This window comes from Actinosynnema sp. NPDC091369 (assembly GCF_044757065.1).
In the GTDB taxonomy this organism is placed as follows: domain Bacteria; phylum Actinomycetota; class Actinomycetes; order Mycobacteriales; family Pseudonocardiaceae; genus Actinosynnema.
This window is the reverse complement of record NZ_JBIVUG010000002.1, coordinates 419,329-438,249: the sequence shown is the minus strand read 5'-3', so window position 1 is coordinate 438,249 and position 18,921 is coordinate 419,329. Positions and strand designations below refer to the sequence as shown.

The following is an 18,921-nucleotide window of genomic DNA, read 5'->3' as shown; positions in this document are numbered from 1 at the left end:
GCTCACGACAATTCGCTTGTCCTTGATGGTCGTGGGCCCGAGGGTGGAGCCGTGACCACGACCGACCTCCGTCCCGCCGGCGTGCCGCCGACGCGCACGAGGGTGAACCCCGCGCTGCTCGCGATGGCGGGCAGCTTCTGCATCGCGCTGTCGTCGGTGTTCATCAAGGTGTCCGGCACCAGCGGCAGCACCAGCGCGTTCTGGCGGTGCCTGTTCTCGTTGCCGGTGCTGGCCGCGCTGGTGTGGTGGGAACGGCGGCGCGGCGCGTCGCGGCGACGGGTGCTGCTGCCGCTGCTCGCGGGCGTGGGGCTCGGCGTGGACTTCGTGCTGTGGGGCGACGCCATCGCGCTGGTCGGCGCGGGCATCGCGACCGTGCTGCTGTCCGTGCAGGTGGTGATCGTGCCCGCGGTGGCCTACGCGCTGTTCCGGGAACGGCCGTCGAACCGGTTCCTGTACGCCGCCCCCGTGCTGCTGGGCGGGATCGTGCTCGCGGGCGGCCTGGCGGGCACGCCCGCGTTCGGCCCCGACCCGGTCCTCGGCGCGGTGCTCGCGCTGGGCGCGGGCGTGGGGTTCGCCGCCTACCTGGTGCTGATGCGCCGCAGCACGGGCCCCGGTGCCCGCGACCACACGCTGTTCCTGGCCACCGCGTCGGCGGGGGTCGTCGCGGTGGCGATCGGCGTGCCGACCGACCGGCTGGACCTGTCACCGGGGTGGCCCGCGCTGGGCTGGCTGGTCGCGCTGGCGCTGATCGGGCAGATCGTGGGCTGGCTGCTGATCTCCACCGCGCTGCCCCGGCTGTCCAGCGCCACGGGCGCGACGATGATGCTGCTGCAACCGGTCGGCGCGATCCTGATGGGCGTCGTGCTGCTGCACGAGCGGCCGAGCGCGCCGCAGCTCGTCGGCTGCCTGGTGGTGCTCGCCGCCGTCGCCTTCGTCAGCGTCCCCTCGCGTCGGTGACCGGGTTCCGCCCGGAGCGGAACCGCTGCCCCCGGCCGGCCGGCCTGCGTCAGGATGGCGGCATGGCCGACGTCCTCGCCTTCGACCGCACCCGCACCCCCGACCCCGAGCCGGAACCGCTGTGGCGCGAGGTGCTGGGCCGCAGCCTGCGCGCGGCCCGCGAGGAGCGGGGCAGCCGGCTGGTCGACGTCGCGCAGCGGGCCGGCATCTCGCCGCAGTACCTGTCGGAGATCGAACGCGGGCGCAAGGAGCCGTCCAGCGAGATGATCGCCGCGGTGACCGGCGCGCTCGGCCTCGGGCTGGGCGACCTGCTCGCCGACATCGCGGGCGACGTGCGGCGCGGCACGGGTCCCGCGGCCCGGCGTCGTCCGGCGGGACCCGTGCTCCTGGCCGCCTGAGGCTTCAGGCGCGGTGCTCCAGGACGTGGTCGGCCAGCCCGTAGGCGACCGCGCCCGCCGCGTCGAACACCCGGTCCCGGTCGGTGTCGTGCCGCAGTTCCTCGACGTCGCGACCCGTGTGCAGGGACAGGATCTCCTCCAACTGGGTGCGCACCCGGACCACCTCGTCGGCCTGGAGGATGAGGTCGGGGATGGTGCCGCGGCCCTGCGCCGCGGGCTGGTGCAGCACCACCCTCGTGTGGGGCAGCACGAAGCGGTGCCCGGCCCGTCCCGCCGCCAGCAGCACCGCGCCCGCCGCGACCGCCTGCCCGACGCACGTCGTCGCCACCGGGGCCTTGATGTAGCGCATGGTGTCGTACAGGGCGAGCATCGCGGACGGGTCGCCGCCCTCGCTGTTGATGTACAGGTTGATCTCGCGGTCCGGGTTGTCCGCCTCCAGGTGCAGCAGCTGCGCGATCAGCGCGTTGGCCACACCGGAGTCGATCGCGGTGCCGAGGTAGACGATCCGCTCGGACAGCAGGTGCGAGTACACGTCCATCACGCGCTCGCCGTTGACGCTGCGGGTGATGACGTTGGGGATCGTGTAGGTGCTCACGCGCGCGCTCCCGTCCGCGGGCCGAGGCCGAGTTCGTGCGTGCGCACCGGCACGACCTGGTCCAGGCTGTCCACCACGTGGTCGATGAAGCCGTAGTCGAGCGCCTGCGCGGTGGTGAACCAGCGGTCGTGCAGGGAGTCGGCGAAGATCCGGTCGACCGGCTGGCCGGTGTCCTGCGCGATGAGCCCGAGCACGGTGTCGCGGGTGTGCCGCAGGTCGTCGGCCTGCACCTGCACCTCGACCGCCGACCCGCCGATCCCCGCCGAGCCCTGGTGCATCAGGATGCGGGCGTGGGGGAGCGCGAAGCGCTTGCCGGGCGTGCCCGCCGACAGCAGGAACTGCCCCGCGCTGCACGCGAGTCCCAACGCGAGGGTGGACACGTCGCACGGCACGAGCCGCATGACGTCGCGGATGGCCAGCATGGCCGGCACCGAGCCGCCCGGCGAGTGGATCCACAGCGCCACGTCCTTGCCGGGGTCCTCGGCGGCCAGCGACAGCAGCTGGGTGGCCAGCACCGTGCCGTTGTCGTCGTCCAGCGGGCCGTCGAGGACGAGCACCCGTCGGGCGAAGAACCTCTCCCGGAGCCGGTGGTCGAACAAGGGCAGCTTCTCGTTGTCGCTCATGCCCTCGACGATGCCGACACACCGCGCCGATCCGGGTGTCGTGCTGCTGTGGGCGGATCAGCCCTCAGCAGGAGGGGCGTTCCCGGGTCGGGCGCCGGCGCACCCGACCCGGGGCGGGTCACCCGGTCACGGCCAACGGCACCTCGACGAAGTCCCCGCTCGCGGCGGCGGTGCGCGCCGCGGCGCCGCCCGGCTGGAAGCGCCGCAGCTTCGGGTCGCCGGCGGGGGTGCGGAAGGCGATCACCCACGTGTCGGCGGCCAGGGACAGCGTCGGGTCGACGGCCGACTCCTGCTCGTACTGCGTGATCTCGGTCCACGGCAGCCACGTGCTGCTACCGGGGTTGGCCTGTCCCGTGCGGTACACGAAACCGTCCGAGCCGCGCACCGCGACCTGGAGCGTGCCGTCCGGGGCCAAGATCGCGCTGGGCGCGCCGGCCGCCGTCACGCCCGCCGGGGTCGCGGCCGGCAGCACGGTCCACGCGGTGGCGCCGGTCCGCTTGGTCCAGACCTGGCCGTCGTCGGCACGGGTGAACCAGACCTCGCCGGCGCCGTCGGGCAGCACCACGTTCGTCGCCAGGGTGCCGGCCGGGTTGCCCAGCGAGCTCCACGGCGACGGCGGGACGTTCACGGTCACCTGGCCCTCGGCGGCGATCCAGTACGTGTAGGTCACGCCGTTCACACCCAGCGCGGCGAGCTCGATGCCGTTGCCGTCCGCGGTGGCCGTCAGCGGTCCGGCCGGCGCCACGGGCAGCGGGTTCTGGTAGGTGTTCCTGCGCCACGCGTGGATCGAGGCGTTGAGCACCCGCTGCGGCTTGGTCCAGATGTAGCCCTGCTCGTCCAGCGCGACGAACGTCACCAGGTTGTCGGACGTGCGCACGAGCCGCGGGCCGGTCTTCATCCGGCCGCCGAAGTACGACAACCCGTTCCACGCGCCGGGCGAGGTCTGCAGGGAGCCGCGGGCGTCGGAGTCCGTGCCGTGGGCGTACAGCCGGAGCTGACCGTTCTGGTTCTCGGCGTACGACGGCTTGCCGGTGAAGCCCGCGTACCCGGGCAGCGCGGCGAACCCGTTGGGGTTGACGTTGTAGAGGTCGCGGATCTCGCCGTGCACCAACCGGCCCTCGCCGTTGACGTAGCCGTACTGCAAGTAGCCGTTGCTCGTCTTGAGCAGCGCCGCCGGCGCGGACCGGTCCACCGCCACGGCCGGGCGCTGCGGTTCGCTCGTCGTGGTCAACCGGCAGTCGTCGGTCGACGCCACGGTGGCGAGGTCGGCGGCCCACCCGCCACTGCCGACCTCGCGGCCCGAACCGGTGGCCAGACCGGACCCGACCACGTAGCGGTACCAGAGCATCTGCCCGGTGGGCCGCACGGCGTACAGCACGTCACCGCCGGGGGAGAACAGCTTGACGAACCCGCCCCAGTCACCGCTGCCGACCGAGGTGGACCCGGACAGGCGTTGGGACGCGGCGTGGTACTCGTACCGGTACAGGAAACCGCTCGTGCTGCGGGCGTAGATGATCCCGTTGCCCGCCGCGGTGATCATGTCGTACCGGTCCCAGCCGGCGTCGAGCACGGCTTCCTGCCACGTGCCGGTGGTCTCGTTGTAGCTGCGCCAGCGCAGGAACCCGCTCGGGTCGACGGCGTAGAAGTGGCCGAGCGAGTCGACCGTGAACTTGTTGCGGTAAGCCGGGTTCCGGTAGGTGGTGAACCCGGTGCCGATCACGGTGTAGGCGCTGGGGCCGCCGCCCTCCCAGGCCCCGTTCGCCCACCGGCGCCGGTGCAGCTCACCGGTGTCGTTGACGGTGTAGATCCGGCCGTCGGGGCCGGCCCAGGTCGCGTTGCCCCACCCGGAACCGAGTTCCTGGCCGTACTGCCAGCTCGCCACGCCGGTCTCCGGCTCGTGGTGCCCCCACACGTACAGCCGGCTGTCGGACACGACGGTGAAGATCGAGGCGGTCGTCCTGCACTGCAACGAGTCCGCCGCCTGCGCGGCGGTCGGGCCGGTGACGGCGGAGGTCGCCGTCAGCGCGGCGGTCAACGCCAGCACGGAGGCCAGGAGCCTGCCGTGCGCGGGTCTGTGTCGCATCGCTCCCCCAAGGAAGTCGGGCAGCCCGGTCGCTGCCGCGCCGAAGCATGAGCGTCGGCGGCGGTCGGCGCAAGGAGCCGTAGTGCGGGCTGTCCCGCGGCGGGACAAACGCTTGCTGGGTGGCGAAACCGCCCCACATACTTGCGCCGACTCGCCACCGGTCCGAGGGGGATCGGGCTCTTCGGGCGATCCCTCAGGGGAAGGATCACGTGGTGAGACCACGTCGTGCTGCTCTGCGCATGTCCCGCCGCGGCGCCGTCCTGGCGCTCGTCGGCGCTCTGGTCATCGGTCTGATGGGCACGGCCCTGGCGGTCGTGTTCGTGGAACAGCGGGACCGGCGGGAAGCCGCCGCAGCCGCTCTGCCGGGGCACGGTCCGGCGCAGCAGTGGGGTGACGCGCAAGGGGGCGCGGACGCCCGAGCGGTGAACAAGGCCGAGCCGCGGTCGTTGCAGTCGCAGTTCCCGAAGATCGAGGGACAACCCGAACCCGTCCCGCCCGCCAACGAGGCGCGCGTGGGGGAGGCCGCGCCGCGCGAGGTGCGCGGGTTCGACGCGGCCACCAGCCGGGAACTGGCCGACCGTCGCACGGACCGGTCGCGCACCTTCGCCAACACCGACGGCACGTTGACCACCGAGGTGAGCCAGGACCCGTTGCACCACCGCGGGCCTGACGGCTCGTGGGCGCCGGTCGACCCGACCGCGGTGCGCGACGGCGGTGAGTGGCGCAACAAGTCCGACAGCGTGGACGTGCGGCTGGCCGACACCGCCGACGCCGCGCCGCTCGTGCGGATGGCGTTGGGGGACAAGAGCAGCTTCGGGTTCTCGCTCAAGGACGCGGCGCGCAGCACCGGCCGCGCCGAGGGCTCGCGCGTCACGTACCCGGCCGTGCGGCCGAACGTGGACCTGCGGCTCGACCTGCAGTCCGGCGGTGTCAAGGAGACGCTGGTCCTGCACTCCGCCGACACACCTCGTTCGTTCGACTTCCCGTTGCAGCTCGAGGGGTTGACCGCGAAGGTGGTCGACGGCGCGATCGAGCTGGTCGACGCCGGTGGCGAGCGGCGGGCGCTCGTGCCCGCCGGTCACATGGAGGACTCCCACGACGGCCCGGCCGGCCCGGCGTTCTCCGCGGGCGTGCGCTACGAGCTGGTGGGCGAGGTGCTGCGGGTCCACCTGGACCGCGACTGGCTGGCCGACCCGGCCCGCCGCTTCCCGGTGCTGGTCGACCCGACCGTGACCACGCTGGAGTCGCCCGCGAGCATGTACGTGCAGCGGCAGAGCAACAACCAGAACTTCAGCAACGCCGCCGGGCAGGAACTGCGGGTGGGCACCGTCCAGGACGGCGGCGTCACCATCACCACCGCGAGCTACCTGGCGTTCCCGGGCGTCGAGAACTCGTTGGCGCACCACAAGATCTTCGGCGCGTCGTTGGCCCTGACCAACTTCCACTCCTACTCCTGCAACCCGCGACCGGTGAGCGTGCACCCGGTCACCGCGCCGTGGACCGCCGGCACCGGCCAGACGTTCCCCGGTCCCGCGTACGGGGCCGAGCTGGACAGCGCGTCGTTCGCCTACGGCTACATCGCGCCCGGCGCGACCCGGTCCAACTGCCCGCGGGCGTCCCGCTCGGCGCCAAGGGCCGCGACCTCGTCCAGCGGTGGGTGAGCGGGCAGCAGGCCAACTACGGCCTGACCGTGCGCGCGTCGGAGACCGACCAGTACGGCTGGAAGAAGTTCTACGGCCACGGCACCGCGAACAAGCCGCGCCTGTTCATCACGCACACCCCGTACGACGCCTCGTACCGGATCGACCGGCCGACGCCGCAGCCCCCGCTGCTCAAGGGCGGCCAGCCGGGCAAGGTCGGCATCACGGTCACCAACCACGGCGCGACCACGTGGACGCCGGGCGAGTACGTGCTGTCCTACCGCCAGTTCTCCGCCAACGGCGCGCCCATGGTGCAGGTCAACGACTCGGCCGTGCTGCCGAACGAGGTGCCGCGCGGGCACTCGGTGTCGCTGGAGGCGGCGATCACCCCGCCCGCCGACTGGGGTCAGTACACCTTCGAGTTCAGCATGCACCGCAAGGGCCACGCGTACTTCGTGGACGAGCAGATCCCGCCCGCGGTGCTGTTGCTGGAGATGAAGAACGTGCCGCCGGTGCTGCGGGCCCAGTACCCGCCCAACGGCTACTCCGCGCCCACGTTGACCCCGACGCTGTGGGCCAACGGCCTCGACATCGACAACGGCGGCGCCGGCCTGCAGTACCGGTTCGTGGTGTGCGACAAGGCGAACCCGGCCGCGTGCGTCGACTCCGGCTTCCAGGGCAGTCCTTCGTGGACGGTTCCTGCCGGGTCGTTGCGGTGGAGCAAGACCTACACCTGGAACGCGTACGTGAAGGACTCCGGCGGCGCCGAGAGCGCGCCGGTGCAGGCCAGCGTGCTGCTGACCGCCGTACCGCAGCCGGAGATCACCGCGCACCTCGGCAACGCCCCGTACAGCGGCAAGGCGGGCGACGTGGACGCCCAGGTCGCGAACTACCGCACCAGCGCCATCGACGCGTCGGTGGGCAGCACCGGTCCGCCGCTGACCGTCACCCGCACCTACAACAGCCTCGACCCGCGCCGCGACCTGCTCTTCGGCGCGGGCTGGACCAGCCAGTTCGACATGCGCGCGGTCCAGGACCAGGACGGCACGGGCAACGTCGTCATCACCTACCCCGACGGCAGCCAGGTCCGCTTCGGCCACCACGGTGACGGCACCTACGCCCCGCCGCCCGGCCGGTACGCCACGCTGTTCCGCAACGCCGACAACGGCTGGACGCTGGTCGACAAGAACGCCACCGGCTACTACTTCCGCGCCGACGGCAAGCTGACCCGCATCACCGACAACGCGCTGCGCGCCGTCGAGCTGGTCCACGACGCGGCGGGCCGGCTCAGCCAGGCCCGCAGCCCCGTCACCGGCCGGTACCTGACCTTCACGTGGACCGGTGCGCACGTCACGTCGGTCGCCACGAACCCGGTCAACGGCACGACTCCGACGTGGCGCTACACCTACGACGGCGACAAGCTGACCAAGGTCTGCGACCCGAAGGACGGCTGCGCCACCTACGACTACACGACCGGGTCGCACTACCGCAGCGCCGTGCTCGACAGCAGGCCGTCGTCGTACTGGCCGCTGGGCGACTCCGGCGACAAGGCCGCCAGCCAGGTCGGCGTCAACCTCGGCAAGGACTTCGGCTCCTACGTCGACGTGCAGAGGGGACGGCCCGGCGCGCCGGCCGGCACCGCGGACACGGCCGCGGGCTTCGACGGCGTGAAGTCCCGGATCACCCTGCCCGACCACGCGATCAGCAAGAACCGCAACGCGAGCGTGGAGCTGTGGTTCCGCACCACCGCGTCCGGCCCGCTGGTCGCGTTCCAGAACAAGCCCTTCGACCAGACCGGCCACACCGCCACCGTGCCCGTGCTGTACGTCGGCACGGACGGCAAGCTGCGCGGCCTGTTCTGGACCGACCCCAACCCCACCTCGCCGCCGATCACCACGACCGGTGCGGTCAACGACGGCCAGTGGCACCACGTGGTGCTGGCGGCGGCGGTGGGCTCGCAGACGTTGTACCTCGACGGGGCGGTGGTCGGTGAGCGCGCGGGCGTGGTCGACAACCACGACCTGACGCACGGCCAGCTCGGCGCGGGCATCTCGTTCAGCCCGGCGAACGACTGGCCGGCCTGGAGCACCCAGTCCAAGTGGTTCTTCAAGGGCGACATCGACGAGGCGGCCGTCTACGCGCAACCGCTGGGCCTCAACCAGGTCCGCGCGCACCACTCCGCCCGGCTCGCCGCCGACCAGGTCGCCAAGGTGACCCTGCCGACCGGGCGGGTCGCGGCCGAGCTGCGCTACGACACCGTGCAGGACCGCGTGTCGGAGTACCTCGACGGCAACGGCGGCACCTGGAAGTTCGGCACGCCGGTCATCACCGGCAACGACACCAACCTGGTCCGCACCGTCCGGGTCACCGATCCCGGCAACCGCAACCACTTCTACGACTTCGACCCGCTGCGCGGGCGCATCCTGCGCCAGCTCTCCCCGCTGGGCATCTCCACCCGCCCCGAGGACACACCGCCGGACGACACGGCGCCGCCGACGTCGCCGACGACGTGCGCGCCGGTGCCGGGCGGCAACTTCTGCGACGTGCCGATCGGGGGTGGCGGAGGTTTCGTCGACGTCGAGTTCCAGGGCGTGCGCACGTTCGGCTACGACGAGTCCGGCTTCCAGACCACGATCACCGACGAGACCGGCCGGCAGATCGTGCTGGCCCACGACGAGCGCGGCAACGTGAAGTCCCGCAAGACCTGCCGCGGCATCTCCAACTGCCAGACCGCCCACTACGCCTACTACCTCAACCCCAACGACGCCACCGACCCGCGCAACGACCGCCTGCTCGAACACCGCGACGCCCGCTCGTCCGGCCCGACCGACAACCGCTACCGCACCTCCTACACCTACAACACCCGCGGCGACCTGGTCTCCCAGACCACCGCCGACAGCGGGGTGGTGTCCCACACCTACACCGACGGCGGCGAACCGGGTTTCGACGGCGGCAACCAACCGCCGGGCCTGGTCAAGACCAGCCGTGACGCCGAGGGCGGCGAGACCCGCTACTCGTACTACCGCACCGGCGACCTGGCCGAGGTGCGCGCCCCGTCCGGGCTGCGGACCGTGCACACCTACGACGCCTTGGGCCGGCTGCTGACCACCAAGGTGTTCTCGGACGCCCACCCGCAGGGCTTGACGGCCACCCACGTCTACGACGAGCTCTCACGCGTCGTGCGCGTCACCGAGCCGCCGACGGTCGACGCGATCACCGGCGTCACCCACACCCGGCGCACGGACGTCGAGTACGACGCCGACGGGCGCCAGGTCCGGCTGGAGGTCGGCGACGTGAGCGGCGGTGACGAGGCGCGGGTCAACCGGGTCACGTACGACGCGCACGGTCGGGTCGACCGGATCACCGACCCGCTCGGCGGCGAGACGAGCCACGGCTACGACGCGTTCGGCAACCTCACCTGGACCGTCAACGCCAACGGCGTGCGCCAGGAGTTCGCCTACACCGCGCGCAACGCCGTCTCGGAGGTCCGCCTGCGCGGCTGGAACGGCGACCCGGAAGGCGCGCCCGCCCTGCCGCAGGACTACCTGGTCCTGCGCGCCAACACCTACGACGGCGCGGGCCGGCTGGTGCGGACCACCGACGCGATGCAGCGCACGGAGGTGCGCGAGTACTACGACGACGACCTGCTCCGCTCGCGCAAGCTCCTCGGCTACGCCCCGGCCGGTGGCACCAGGCCGCAGATCGAGGTCGAGCGCAACACCTACGACGCCGCCGGCAACCTGACCGAGCAGCGCCTGGCCGGCGGCCTGGTCACGACCTACGAGTACGACGCCGTGGGCCGCAGGACGGTGTCCACCGCCGACCCGACCGGGTTGAACCGGCGCACGGCCGTGGAGTACGACCGCAACGGCAAGGTCAAGCGGGTCACCCGCACCGGCAACGACTCCAACACCGGCAGCACGGGCAGCGGCGAGGCGGAGGTCGTCGACTACACCTACGACATCGCGGGCCGGCGCACCACCGAGTCCACCCGCCTGGGCACGTCGTGGCTGGTGACGAAGTACGGCTACGACCAGCGCGGCCTGATCACCTCGGTGACCTCGCCGCGCGGCAACGAGACCGGGGCCGACCCGTCCGCGTACACGACCTCGTTCAGCTACGACACGGCGAGCCGGCTGGTCGGCGTCCAGCAGCCGCCGGTGGCGGTGGAGTCCGGCGGCGGCGACCCGGCCGTCACCCGTCCCGAGTCCAAGACCGGGTACAACGCGTTCGGCCAGGTCACCGCCAACCGTGACGCCAACGGCAACGTCACCCGGTTCGACGTGGACCGGCTCGGCCGCGTGGTGCGCACGCACAGCCCCGCCTACACCCCTCCGGGGCAGACCACCCCGATCACCCGCACCGGCGAGGTCGCCTACGACCCGGTGGGCAACGTGGTCCGCAGCACCGACGCCCGCGGTGCGGTCAGCACCTTCCGGTACGACCAGCTCGACCGGCTGGTCGAGCAGACGGTGCCGAAGGCCGACGCGCCGACCGAGTCCGCCGGTTCCTGGCTGTACTCCTACACCCGCACCGGCGAGCTGCTGTCCGCCGACGACCCGTCCGGCGGACGCACCGAGGCCACCTACGACGGGTTCGGCAGGCGGATCACCTCCAGCGTCCTGGAACGCCACCCGTCGACCACGCTGACCACCGACTACGAGCACGACGACGCGGGACGCCTGGTCAAGGCCACGTCACCGGGGCGCAACGCGGCGACGTGGGAGCACGACGCGGTGGGCCAGGTGGTCCGCTCCACCACGGCCGCGGGCGTCACCACCCAGTACGGCTACGACATGACCGACCGCCTGGTGCGCACCTCCGACGCGCTCGGCCGCACGTCGAGGTCGGGTTACGACAGCGCGGGACGGCTCACGTCCACCCGGCAGCTCGGCGCGAGCGGTGCGCTGATCGGCCGCAGCACGTTCGGCTACGACGCCGACGGCAACCTCACCACCTCCACCGACCCGTTCAACCGGCAGACCACCTACACCCACGACGCCCTCGGGCGGCTCGTCCGCCAGGTCGAACCGGTCGCCGACGGGAAGACGATCATCACCGGCTTCGGGTACGACGCGGCGGGCCACACCACCCGGTTCACCGACGGCCGCGGCAACAAGACCGTCTACACGGTGAACTCGCTGGGCCTGAGCGAGTCCGTGGTCGAGCCCGCCACGGCGGCCCACCCCGCCACGGCGGACCGCACGTGGACCACCACGTACAACGCGGCGGGCGATCCGGTGTCGATGCGGCTGCCCGGCGGCGTCACGCGGACGCGCACGTTCGACGCCCTGGGCAGGCTGACCCTCGAAACCGGCGCGGGCGCCGAGTCGGCCACCGCGGACCGCGTGCTCCGCTACGACGTGCTGAACCGCCTGGTCGGCGTGCGGGGCGTCGGTGGGGAGAACACCTACACCTACAACGACCGCGGTGCCCTGCTCACCGCGAGCGGGCCCGGCGGTGAGTCGGCGCGGCAGTACGACGCGGACGGCATGCCGACGTCCCGCACCGACGCGTCCGGCACCACCTCGACGACCTACGTCAAGGGACGTCCGGCCACCGTCACCGACAGCCTGACCGGTCTGACCCAGACCTACGGCTACAACGCCGCGAACCAGGTGGAGAAGATCGCCTTCGGCGCGGGACGCGAACGGGTCTTCGGCTACGACGACGCCGGTCGCCTCGCGTCCGACACCGTCGCCGGCGGCCAGACGACCTACGGCTACGACAAGAAGAACAGGCTGACCGCCAAGACCACCCCGGCCGGGGCGAACACCTACGACTACGACCACGCGAGCAGGCTGACGTCGTGGACCTCGGCCTCGGGCACGGTGGCCTACGAGTGGGACGCGGCGGGCAACCGCACCAAGGCGGGCGACCAGTCCTCGACCTACGACGAGCGCAACCGCCTGGTGACCGAGGGGTCGCAGACCTACACCCACAGCGCCCGGGGCACCCTGGCGTCGAAGGCGGGCGGCGAGACGTTCTCCTTCGACGCGTTCGACCGCATGACCGGGCAGGGCGCGCAGAACTACGCCTACGACGGCCTGGACCGCGTCGCCACCCGCAACAGCCAGGTCTTCACCTACGGCGGCCGGTCCAACGAACTGGTCTCCGACGGCACGTCGACCTACTCGCGCGGCGGGGGCGACCAACTCCTGGCCATCGGCCGGGGCGACGTCGAACGCCTGGCCGTGAGCGACGGGCACGGCGACCTCGTCGCCACGCTGGACCCGACCGGCCCGATGACCGCGCCCGCCGACACCGCGACCTTCGACCCGTTCGGCCGCGCGGTGGCCACCACGGGGACCAAGCGGTCCATCGGCTTCCAGGGCGACTGGACCGACCCGGACACGGGCCAGGTCAACATGACCGCCCGCTGGTACCGCCCCGGCAGCGGCACGTTCGCCTCCCGCGACGACTACCCGCTGCCCGGCACCCCGTCCGGCATGGCCAACCGCTACGCGTACGGCCTCGGCTCCCCGCTGAACTACTCCGACCCCAGCGGCCACCAGCCGGACGACTGGTGCTTGGGCGGACCAGGTGTGTGCGGTCCGCGGCCGGGGACCTGGGACCCCTGGGGCGACATCGGCGACTGGTTCTGCATGATCCTGCCCGACCTGTGCGGACCTCCGCCCCCGAACGCCGAGCCGCCGCCGGACGCGGCGACCAAGCCCGGGTTCGGCAACGTGCCGCCCAACGACCGGGGCAGGGACAGCGGGAGCACCAACGGCAACCGCTCGGGGTCGACCAGCAGGGGACCGAGCCCCACCGACATCGCCCGGGAGGAAGCCAGGGCGTTCGGCCGCAACAACCCCCTGCCGGTTCCCGAGGCACTGACCCAGCCGCTGTACGGCCCCGACAACGCACCGCCGGTGTCGTCGTCGCCGAACCTGCCGTCGCACCAGGCCGGCTTCTACGCCAACCCGGTCGGCGACGTGAACAACTCGTACTCGGCGGTGTACGCCAACCTGCTGGAGCAGGCCGGGTCCGTGATCCAGAACGTGTCGGCGACGCTCCAGTCGCCGACCTGGCTGACGCAGCAGTCGGGTGCGGACTGCTGGGCCTGGACCTGGGTCTGCGAGGCGGGCGGGGTCGTGGCCGGGCTCGGCCAGGCGGCCAAGGAAAGCGCCGGGGAGGCGTGGGACTCGGCGAAGGAGTGCGCCGGAGACCTGTTGGAGTGCGGTCTGGGAGCGGCGCGCACGGCCAAGGCGATCGCCGACGACCCGCTCGGCGCGGCCGGGCTGCTCTGGGGCGCCATGACCAAGCCCGTCGAGGAGGAGCTGGCGCAGGGCAACTACGGGCGGGCGATCGGGCGCAGCCTGTGGGCCGGGATCGAGATCGTCGGACTCGGCGGTCTCGCGGCCAAGCTCCCGAAGCTGGGGAAGCTCGGCAAGATCCCGACCGCGTCCGCCCACTGGGACGGTGCGGCGGAGGCGAAGGCGCTGCGCGATCGGCTCGCCAAGTCGCCGACCACCCTGTCCGGCAGGAAGAACGTCGCCGTGGCGTCCTACGAGATCGACGGAGCCACGGGGAAGATCGAGTCGCACAGCGGTGAGACGTCACTGGGCGGAACGGCGCCCGTCCCGGCCGACCGGCGGTTCGAGGCCACGTCGCCGGACGGCAAGACGGTCCGGCCGTACGACGCCGAGGTGAAGCTCCTCGAACAACTCGCGACCACGTTGTCGCCTTCGTCGAAGGGAACGGTCTACCTCTATTCGGAAAGGGATATCTGCGATTCCTGTAGTAGTGTGATCGACCAGTTCCGCAACGCCTATCCCGGGGTCCGCGTGGAGGTCACCCATGGCTGACGAGGTCGTCGAGGACATGAGGCGTTTCGCGGCGGCGCTGGTCGAGCTGGGAGTCGCGCGGCCGGGCGAGGTCGCGGGCTGCGACGAGGACGAGCTGCGAGCGGTCCACGACCTGGCGGGCGACTTCCCCCTGCCCGCGCACTACCTGGCGTTCCTGGAGGTCCTGGGCCGAAGGGCGGGCAGGTTGTTCAGGGGCACGGACATCTACTTCCCCGAACCGATCGAGGCCGACGACTACGCCCGGGAGTTCGCCGCGCAGGACCCTCGTCTCGAGCTGTCCGGCCGGTTCTTCTTCGCCACGCACCAGGGTTACCAGTTCTACTTCTTCGACCGGGCGTCGCCGGACGCCGTGTTCATGTACACCGAGGGGGAGCGGGAGGCGCAGCTGATGGCGCCCACCTTCCTCGAATTCCTGTGGCAGACCGCGAGGGCCGAGGCGATCAGCTCCACCACGGGGCTGTAGGTCGTCGCACTCCGCCCGGGGGATCGGGAAGAAGCGGATCAGGACTGCCGGCGGCGCGAAAGTGCCGCCGGCAGGTCCCCGCGGTGGTCACTGGGCCTGGGGCACGGGGTGGCCTTCGGAGGCTTGGACGACCACGATGCCCTGGCCCGACAGCGCGAGCTGGTACGCCTCGCCCGAGCCCCGGCCGATGACCGCGCCCAGTTTGGCGGTCTTGCGGATGGAGGACTGCAGCGAGGTCGACCACAGCACGGCGGACTGCATGTCGACGTAGGTGGGGACGTCGACGTTCAGCACGACCGGGGTGCCGTACGCGGTGACGGCGAGGGCGCCCGTGCCGGTGAAGGTGGTGTTGAACAGGCCACCGGTCAGCATGGAGGCGCCTTCGACGCGGTTGATGTCCCACTTCAGGGTGGACTCGAAGGCGAGGACGTTCTTGCCGTTGACGGTCACGCCCTCGTTCTCCAGGTAGAGCACGAAGATCTCGTCGGCGTCCTGGGCGAGGAACACGTCGCCGCTGCCCGACACCTTCATCAGGGACATGCCCTCGCCGGTGAACGCCTTCTTGAACAGCTTGCCGAGCCCGCCCGCGCCCTCGTAGGCGAAGTCGACGTCACCCTGGTAGGCGACCATCGACCCCTGCTTGGCGAAGAAGAACCCGCCGCTGCCGGTGAGGTCCACCTTCAGCATCCGGTCGTTCTGCAGCTGGAAGCTGCCGGGCTCGACGGATCGTTCGGTGTGGTTGAACAGTGAGCTGCGCATGCCCTGATAGTGCAGGTGATCACTCGAACGCGCACCACCGGGGTCACGTCGGGTGAACAAGGCAGGTGAATGAGGCAGGCGGCCCAGGCCGCCAGGCCGGGTGGACGACGAAGGGCGGGCCCGGCGGTGGCGCCGGGCCCGCCCTCGTGTCAACGGCGGATCAACTTCGGATCACGCGAGGTCGAACCGGTCCAGTTCCATGACCTTGGTCCACGCGGCCACGAAGTCGACCACGAACTTCTCGCGGGCGTCGTCGCTGGCGTAGACCTCCGACAGGGCCCGCAGCTGGGAGTTCGAGCCGAAGACGAGGTCGACCGCGGTGGCGGTCCACTTCAGCTCGTCGCTGGCCGCGTCCCGGATCTCGTAGACGTGCTCCTCGGACTGCGACGCCTGCCACCGGGTGCCCGGCGAGAGCAGGTTGGCGAAGAAGTCGTTGGTCAGCACGCCCGGTCGGTCGGTCAGCACGCCGTGCCGCGCGCCGCCGTGGTTGGCGCCGAGCGAGCGCAGGCCGCCGACCAGGACGGTCATCTCGGGCGCGGTCAGGTCCAGCATGTACGCGCGCTCGACCAGCAGCACCTCGGGCTGCAGCTTCTCGCCGGGGCGCACGTAGTTGCGGAACCCGTCCGCGCGCGGCTCCAGCACCTTGAACGACTCGACGTCGGTCTGCTCCTGCGCGGCGTCGGTGCGGCCCGGCCGGAACGGCACGGTCACCTCGACGCCCGCCTCGCGCGACGCCTGCTCGACCGCGGCGGAGCCGGCCAGCACGATCAGGTCGGCCAGCGAGATCTTCGCGCCACCCGCCTCGTTGAACTCGCGCTGGACGCCTTCGAGGATCTCCAGCACCTTCGCGAGCTGCTCGGGCTGGTTGACCTCCCAGTTGCGCTGGGGCTCCAGGCGGATGCGCGCGCCGTTGGCGCCACCGCGCTTGTCGGTGGAGCGGAAGCTCGCGGCCGACGCCCACGCGGTGCCGACGAGCTCGGCGGTCGTCAGGCCGGAGTCGAGGACCTTCGCCTTGAGCGCGGCGATGTCGGCCTCACCCACCAGCTCGTGGTCGACGGCGGGCACCGGGTCCTGCCACAGCTGCGCCTCGGGCACCCACGGGCCCAGGAAGCGGCTGACCGGACCCATGTCGCGGTGCAGCAGCTTGTACCACGCCTTGGCGAACGCCAGGGCGAACTCCTCGGGGTGCTCCAGGAAACGGCGGGAGATCTTCTCGTACGCCGGGTCCACGCGCAGCGACAGGTCCGTCGTCAGCATGGTCGGCAGGTGCTTCTTGGCCGGGTCGTGCGCGTCCGGGATGATCGCCTCGGCGTCCTTGGCGACCCACTGCTTCGCGCCGCCGGGGCTCGTGGTCAGCTCCCACTCGTAGCCGAACAGGATCTCGAAGAAGCGGTTGCTCCACTGCGTCGGCTTGTCGGTCCACGTCACCTCGAGACCGCTGGTGATCGTGTCGCCGCCCTTGCCGCTGCCGTAGGTGCTCAGCCAGCCCAGGCCCTGCGCCTCCAGCGGCGCGCCCTCGGGCTCCGCGCCCACGTGCGCGTCGGCGGGGCCGGCGCCGTGCGTCTTGCCGAAGGTGTGACCGCCGGCGATGAGGGCGACGGTCTCCTCGTCGTTCATCGCCATCCGGCCGAAGGTCTCCCGGATGAAGTGCGCCGCCGCCAACGGGTCGGCGTTGCCGCGCGGGCCCTCGGGGTTGACGTAGATCAGGCCCATCTCGGTCGCGCCGACCTCGGGCGCCATCTCCGACTCGCTGACGTAGCGCTCGTCACCCAGCCAGGCGTCCTCGGGGCCCCAGAAGATCTCCTCCGGCTCCCAGACGTCGACGCGGCCGAAGCCGAAGCCGAAGGTCTTGAAGCCCATCGACTCCAGGGCGACGTTGCCGGCCAGCACGAGCAGGTCGGCCCACGAGATCTTCTGGCCGTACTTCTGCTTGACCGGCCACAGCAGCCGGCGCGCCTTGTCCAGGTTGGCGTTGTCGGGCCAGCTGTTCAGCGGCGCGAACCGCTGACCGCCGTCGCCCGCGCCACCGCGGCCGTCGTGGATGCGGTAGGTGCCCGCGGCGTGCCAGCTCAGCCGGATCATCAGGCCGCCGTAGTGGCCGAAGTCGGCGGGCCACCAGCTCTGCGAGGTGGTGAGCACCTCGACGATGTCGCGCTTGAGGGCCTCGACGTCGAGCTTGGCGAACTCGCGGGCGTAGTCGAAGTTCTCCCCCAGCGGGTTGCCCTTCGGCGAGTGGGCGTGCAGCACCGAGAGGTCGAGCTGGTTGGGCCACCAGTCCCGGTTGGTGCGCGGACGGCCGCCCGTCTTGGGGGTCGGCGAGTCGATCGCCGGGTTCTCGCTCTCGCTGCCGTGCGCGGTCACGGAATCGTGCGCGACCGGGCAGCCGACCGCGGCCTTCTGGTCCACGCCCTGTGCGCTCGACTGGGGCGTTGCCTTGGGGTCGGTCATCTACTTCCTTCCAACTGGCGGTTCATTGGCGGTGTGGTCGGCCGAGCAGTCGGGGCACGTGCCCCAAAAGACGACCTCCGCCTCGTCCACCGCGAAGCCGCGGTCGTCGGAGGCGGTGAGACAGGGGCTGTGACCGACGACGCAGTCGACGTCCGCGATGACGCCGCAGGAGCGGCACACGACGTGGTGGTGGTTGTCCCCGACCCGGGACTCGTAGCGGGCGGTGACGCCGGCGGGCTCGATGCGCCGCACCAGGCCGGCGTTCGTCAACGCCCGGAGCACGTCGTAAACCGCCTGGTGGGACACCGTGGGGTGGTCTTGGCGCACCAAGGAGATCACGGTCTCGGTGTCGACGTGCGGGTGGTCGCGCAGCGCGGCGAGCACCGCCAACCTGGGCCGGGTCACGCGCAACGAGACGGCACGCAGCTGCGCCTCGAAGTCGGGTGTCACACCACGACCCTAGTGGACTTATCTGGAACAAATCAAAATTACCTCGGTCACAGCCACACCGCGGGAGACACCCGCCACGTCGGTCCCGAGGGGAGCGTCGGACTCGTCAGTGGACGATCGACACCGCGAACGGCCGGGGCCCGGCAGCGCGGATCACGTGTGGCACGAACAGGATCGCGGCTTCCGCGGCCCGTGCCGTCCGGATGCCGCCGAGGTCGGTGACCCACTCCGCGCGCCAGCCCAGGTCGGCCAGGAGAGCGCGGACGACCTGCTTGGCCTCGGCGGACAGGAACGCGGTGGGCGCCTGCGCGAGCGAGGCGGGCGCGGTCATCACCGGGTACGACATCGTGTTGAGGCTCTTGACGACCTGCGTGTCCGGCAACGCCTCTTGTAGCCGCTCGGCGAGGCTGGAACCGGGGTGCAGCAGGTCCGACGGCAGTCCGTCCGGTCCTTCGGCGGTGGCGTTGGACACGTCGACGAGCACCTTGCCGTGCAGGTGTTCCCGCAGCGCGGTGAGCCGGTCGAGCGATCCCGCGCCCGGAGTGGCGTTGATGACGACCCGCGCACGGGAGGCGGCCGCGGCGGCGGACGAGCGGTCCGCGACGGTCACCTCGTGCCCGGCGTCGGCGAGCGCGCGGGCGAGGGCGCCGCCGACGCGGCCGTTCCCGAGGATGGCGATCGTGGTCATGGTGGT

Annotated in this window: 12 protein-coding genes; 5 read left to right on the top strand and 7 right to left on the bottom strand. The window is 71.8% G+C overall.

Annotated elements, in window-relative coordinates:
* Nucleotides 1–51: 51 nt before the first annotated feature.
* A complete protein-coding gene (locus tag ACIQMJ_RS10160) occupies nucleotides 52–957 on the top strand; it encodes a DMT family transporter (protein ID WP_499760610.1) in 906 nt (301 codons plus the stop codon).
* Between the two features lie 62 nt (nucleotides 958–1,019).
* A complete protein-coding gene (locus ACIQMJ_RS10155; RefSeq protein ID WP_499760609.1) occupies nucleotides 1,020–1,355 on the top strand; it encodes a helix-turn-helix domain-containing protein in 336 nt (111 codons plus the stop codon).
* Nucleotides 1,356–1,359: 4 nt separating this feature from the next.
* On the opposite strand, the gene ACIQMJ_RS10150 is transcribed toward ACIQMJ_RS10155, so the two are convergent.
* From ACIQMJ_RS10150 to ACIQMJ_RS10140, 3 genes are all read right to left on the bottom strand, one after another.
* Nucleotides 1,360–1,950 carry a ClpP family protease gene (locus tag ACIQMJ_RS10150; protein ID WP_499760608.1) on the bottom strand — a complete coding sequence of 197 codons (591 nt, stop codon included), beginning with the start codon at nucleotides 1,948–1,950 and terminating at the stop codon, nucleotides 1,360–1,362.
* Nucleotides 1,947–2,573: a ClpP family protease gene (locus tag ACIQMJ_RS10145; RefSeq protein ID WP_499760607.1), complete on the bottom strand. Its 627-nt coding sequence runs from the start codon at nucleotides 2,571–2,573 to the stop codon at nucleotides 1,947–1,949. Before ACIQMJ_RS10145 ends, ACIQMJ_RS10150 begins: the two co-directional genes overlap by 4 nt.
* 118 nt (nucleotides 2,574–2,691) lie before the next feature.
* Entirely contained in the window at nucleotides 2,692–4,656 is a 1,965-nt protein-coding gene (locus ACIQMJ_RS10140) for a tachylectin-related carbohydrate-binding protein (RefSeq protein WP_499760606.1), read from the bottom strand.
* 212 nt (nucleotides 4,657–4,868) lie between these two features.
* On the opposite strand from ACIQMJ_RS10140, the gene ACIQMJ_RS10135 reads away from it, so the two are divergent.
* From ACIQMJ_RS10135 to ACIQMJ_RS10125, 3 genes are read left to right on the top strand one after another with little or no spacing between them, the layout of a single operon-like run.
* The gene (locus ACIQMJ_RS10135) at nucleotides 4,869–6,317 is read left to right on the top strand and encodes a DNRLRE domain-containing protein (RefSeq protein ID WP_499760605.1); all 1,449 of its coding nucleotides are present in this window, start codon (nucleotides 4,869–4,871) and stop codon (nucleotides 6,315–6,317) included.
* Entirely contained in the window at nucleotides 6,314–14,107 is a 7,794-nt protein-coding gene (locus ACIQMJ_RS10130; RefSeq protein WP_499760604.1) for an RHS repeat-associated core domain-containing protein, read from the top strand. Before ACIQMJ_RS10135 ends, ACIQMJ_RS10130 begins: the two co-directional genes overlap by 4 nt.
* A complete protein-coding gene (locus ACIQMJ_RS10125) occupies nucleotides 14,100–14,570 on the top strand; it encodes an SMI1/KNR4 family protein (protein WP_499760603.1) in 471 nt (156 codons plus the stop codon). Before ACIQMJ_RS10130 ends, ACIQMJ_RS10125 begins: the two co-directional genes overlap by 8 nt.
* Nucleotides 14,571–14,657: 87 nt before the next feature.
* Here ACIQMJ_RS10125 and ACIQMJ_RS10120 read toward each other — a convergent pair whose 3' ends face one another.
* The 4 genes from ACIQMJ_RS10120 to ACIQMJ_RS10105 form a co-directional block, all read right to left on the bottom strand.
* Nucleotides 14,658–15,329, bottom strand: a complete 672-nt coding sequence (locus tag ACIQMJ_RS10120; RefSeq protein ID WP_499760602.1) for an AIM24 family protein — start codon at nucleotides 15,327–15,329, stop codon at nucleotides 14,658–14,660.
* 171 nt (nucleotides 15,330–15,500) lie between these two features.
* Complete coding sequence (gene katG, locus ACIQMJ_RS10115; RefSeq protein ID WP_499760601.1) at nucleotides 15,501–17,777, bottom strand: catalase/peroxidase HPI; 2,277 nt, start codon at nucleotides 17,775–17,777, stop codon at nucleotides 15,501–15,503.
* Nucleotides 17,778–18,227 (bottom strand): Fur family transcriptional regulator, encoded by a 450-nt coding sequence (locus ACIQMJ_RS10110; RefSeq protein ID WP_387499847.1) that lies wholly within the window; start codon nucleotides 18,225–18,227, stop codon nucleotides 17,778–17,780.
* A 106-nt stretch (nucleotides 18,228–18,333) separates the two neighbouring features.
* Nucleotides 18,334–18,915, bottom strand: coding sequence for an NADPH-dependent F420 reductase (locus ACIQMJ_RS10105; RefSeq protein ID WP_499760600.1), 582 nt, complete (start codon nucleotides 18,913–18,915; stop codon nucleotides 18,334–18,336).
* Between the last annotated feature and the right edge of the window lie 6 nt (nucleotides 18,916–18,921).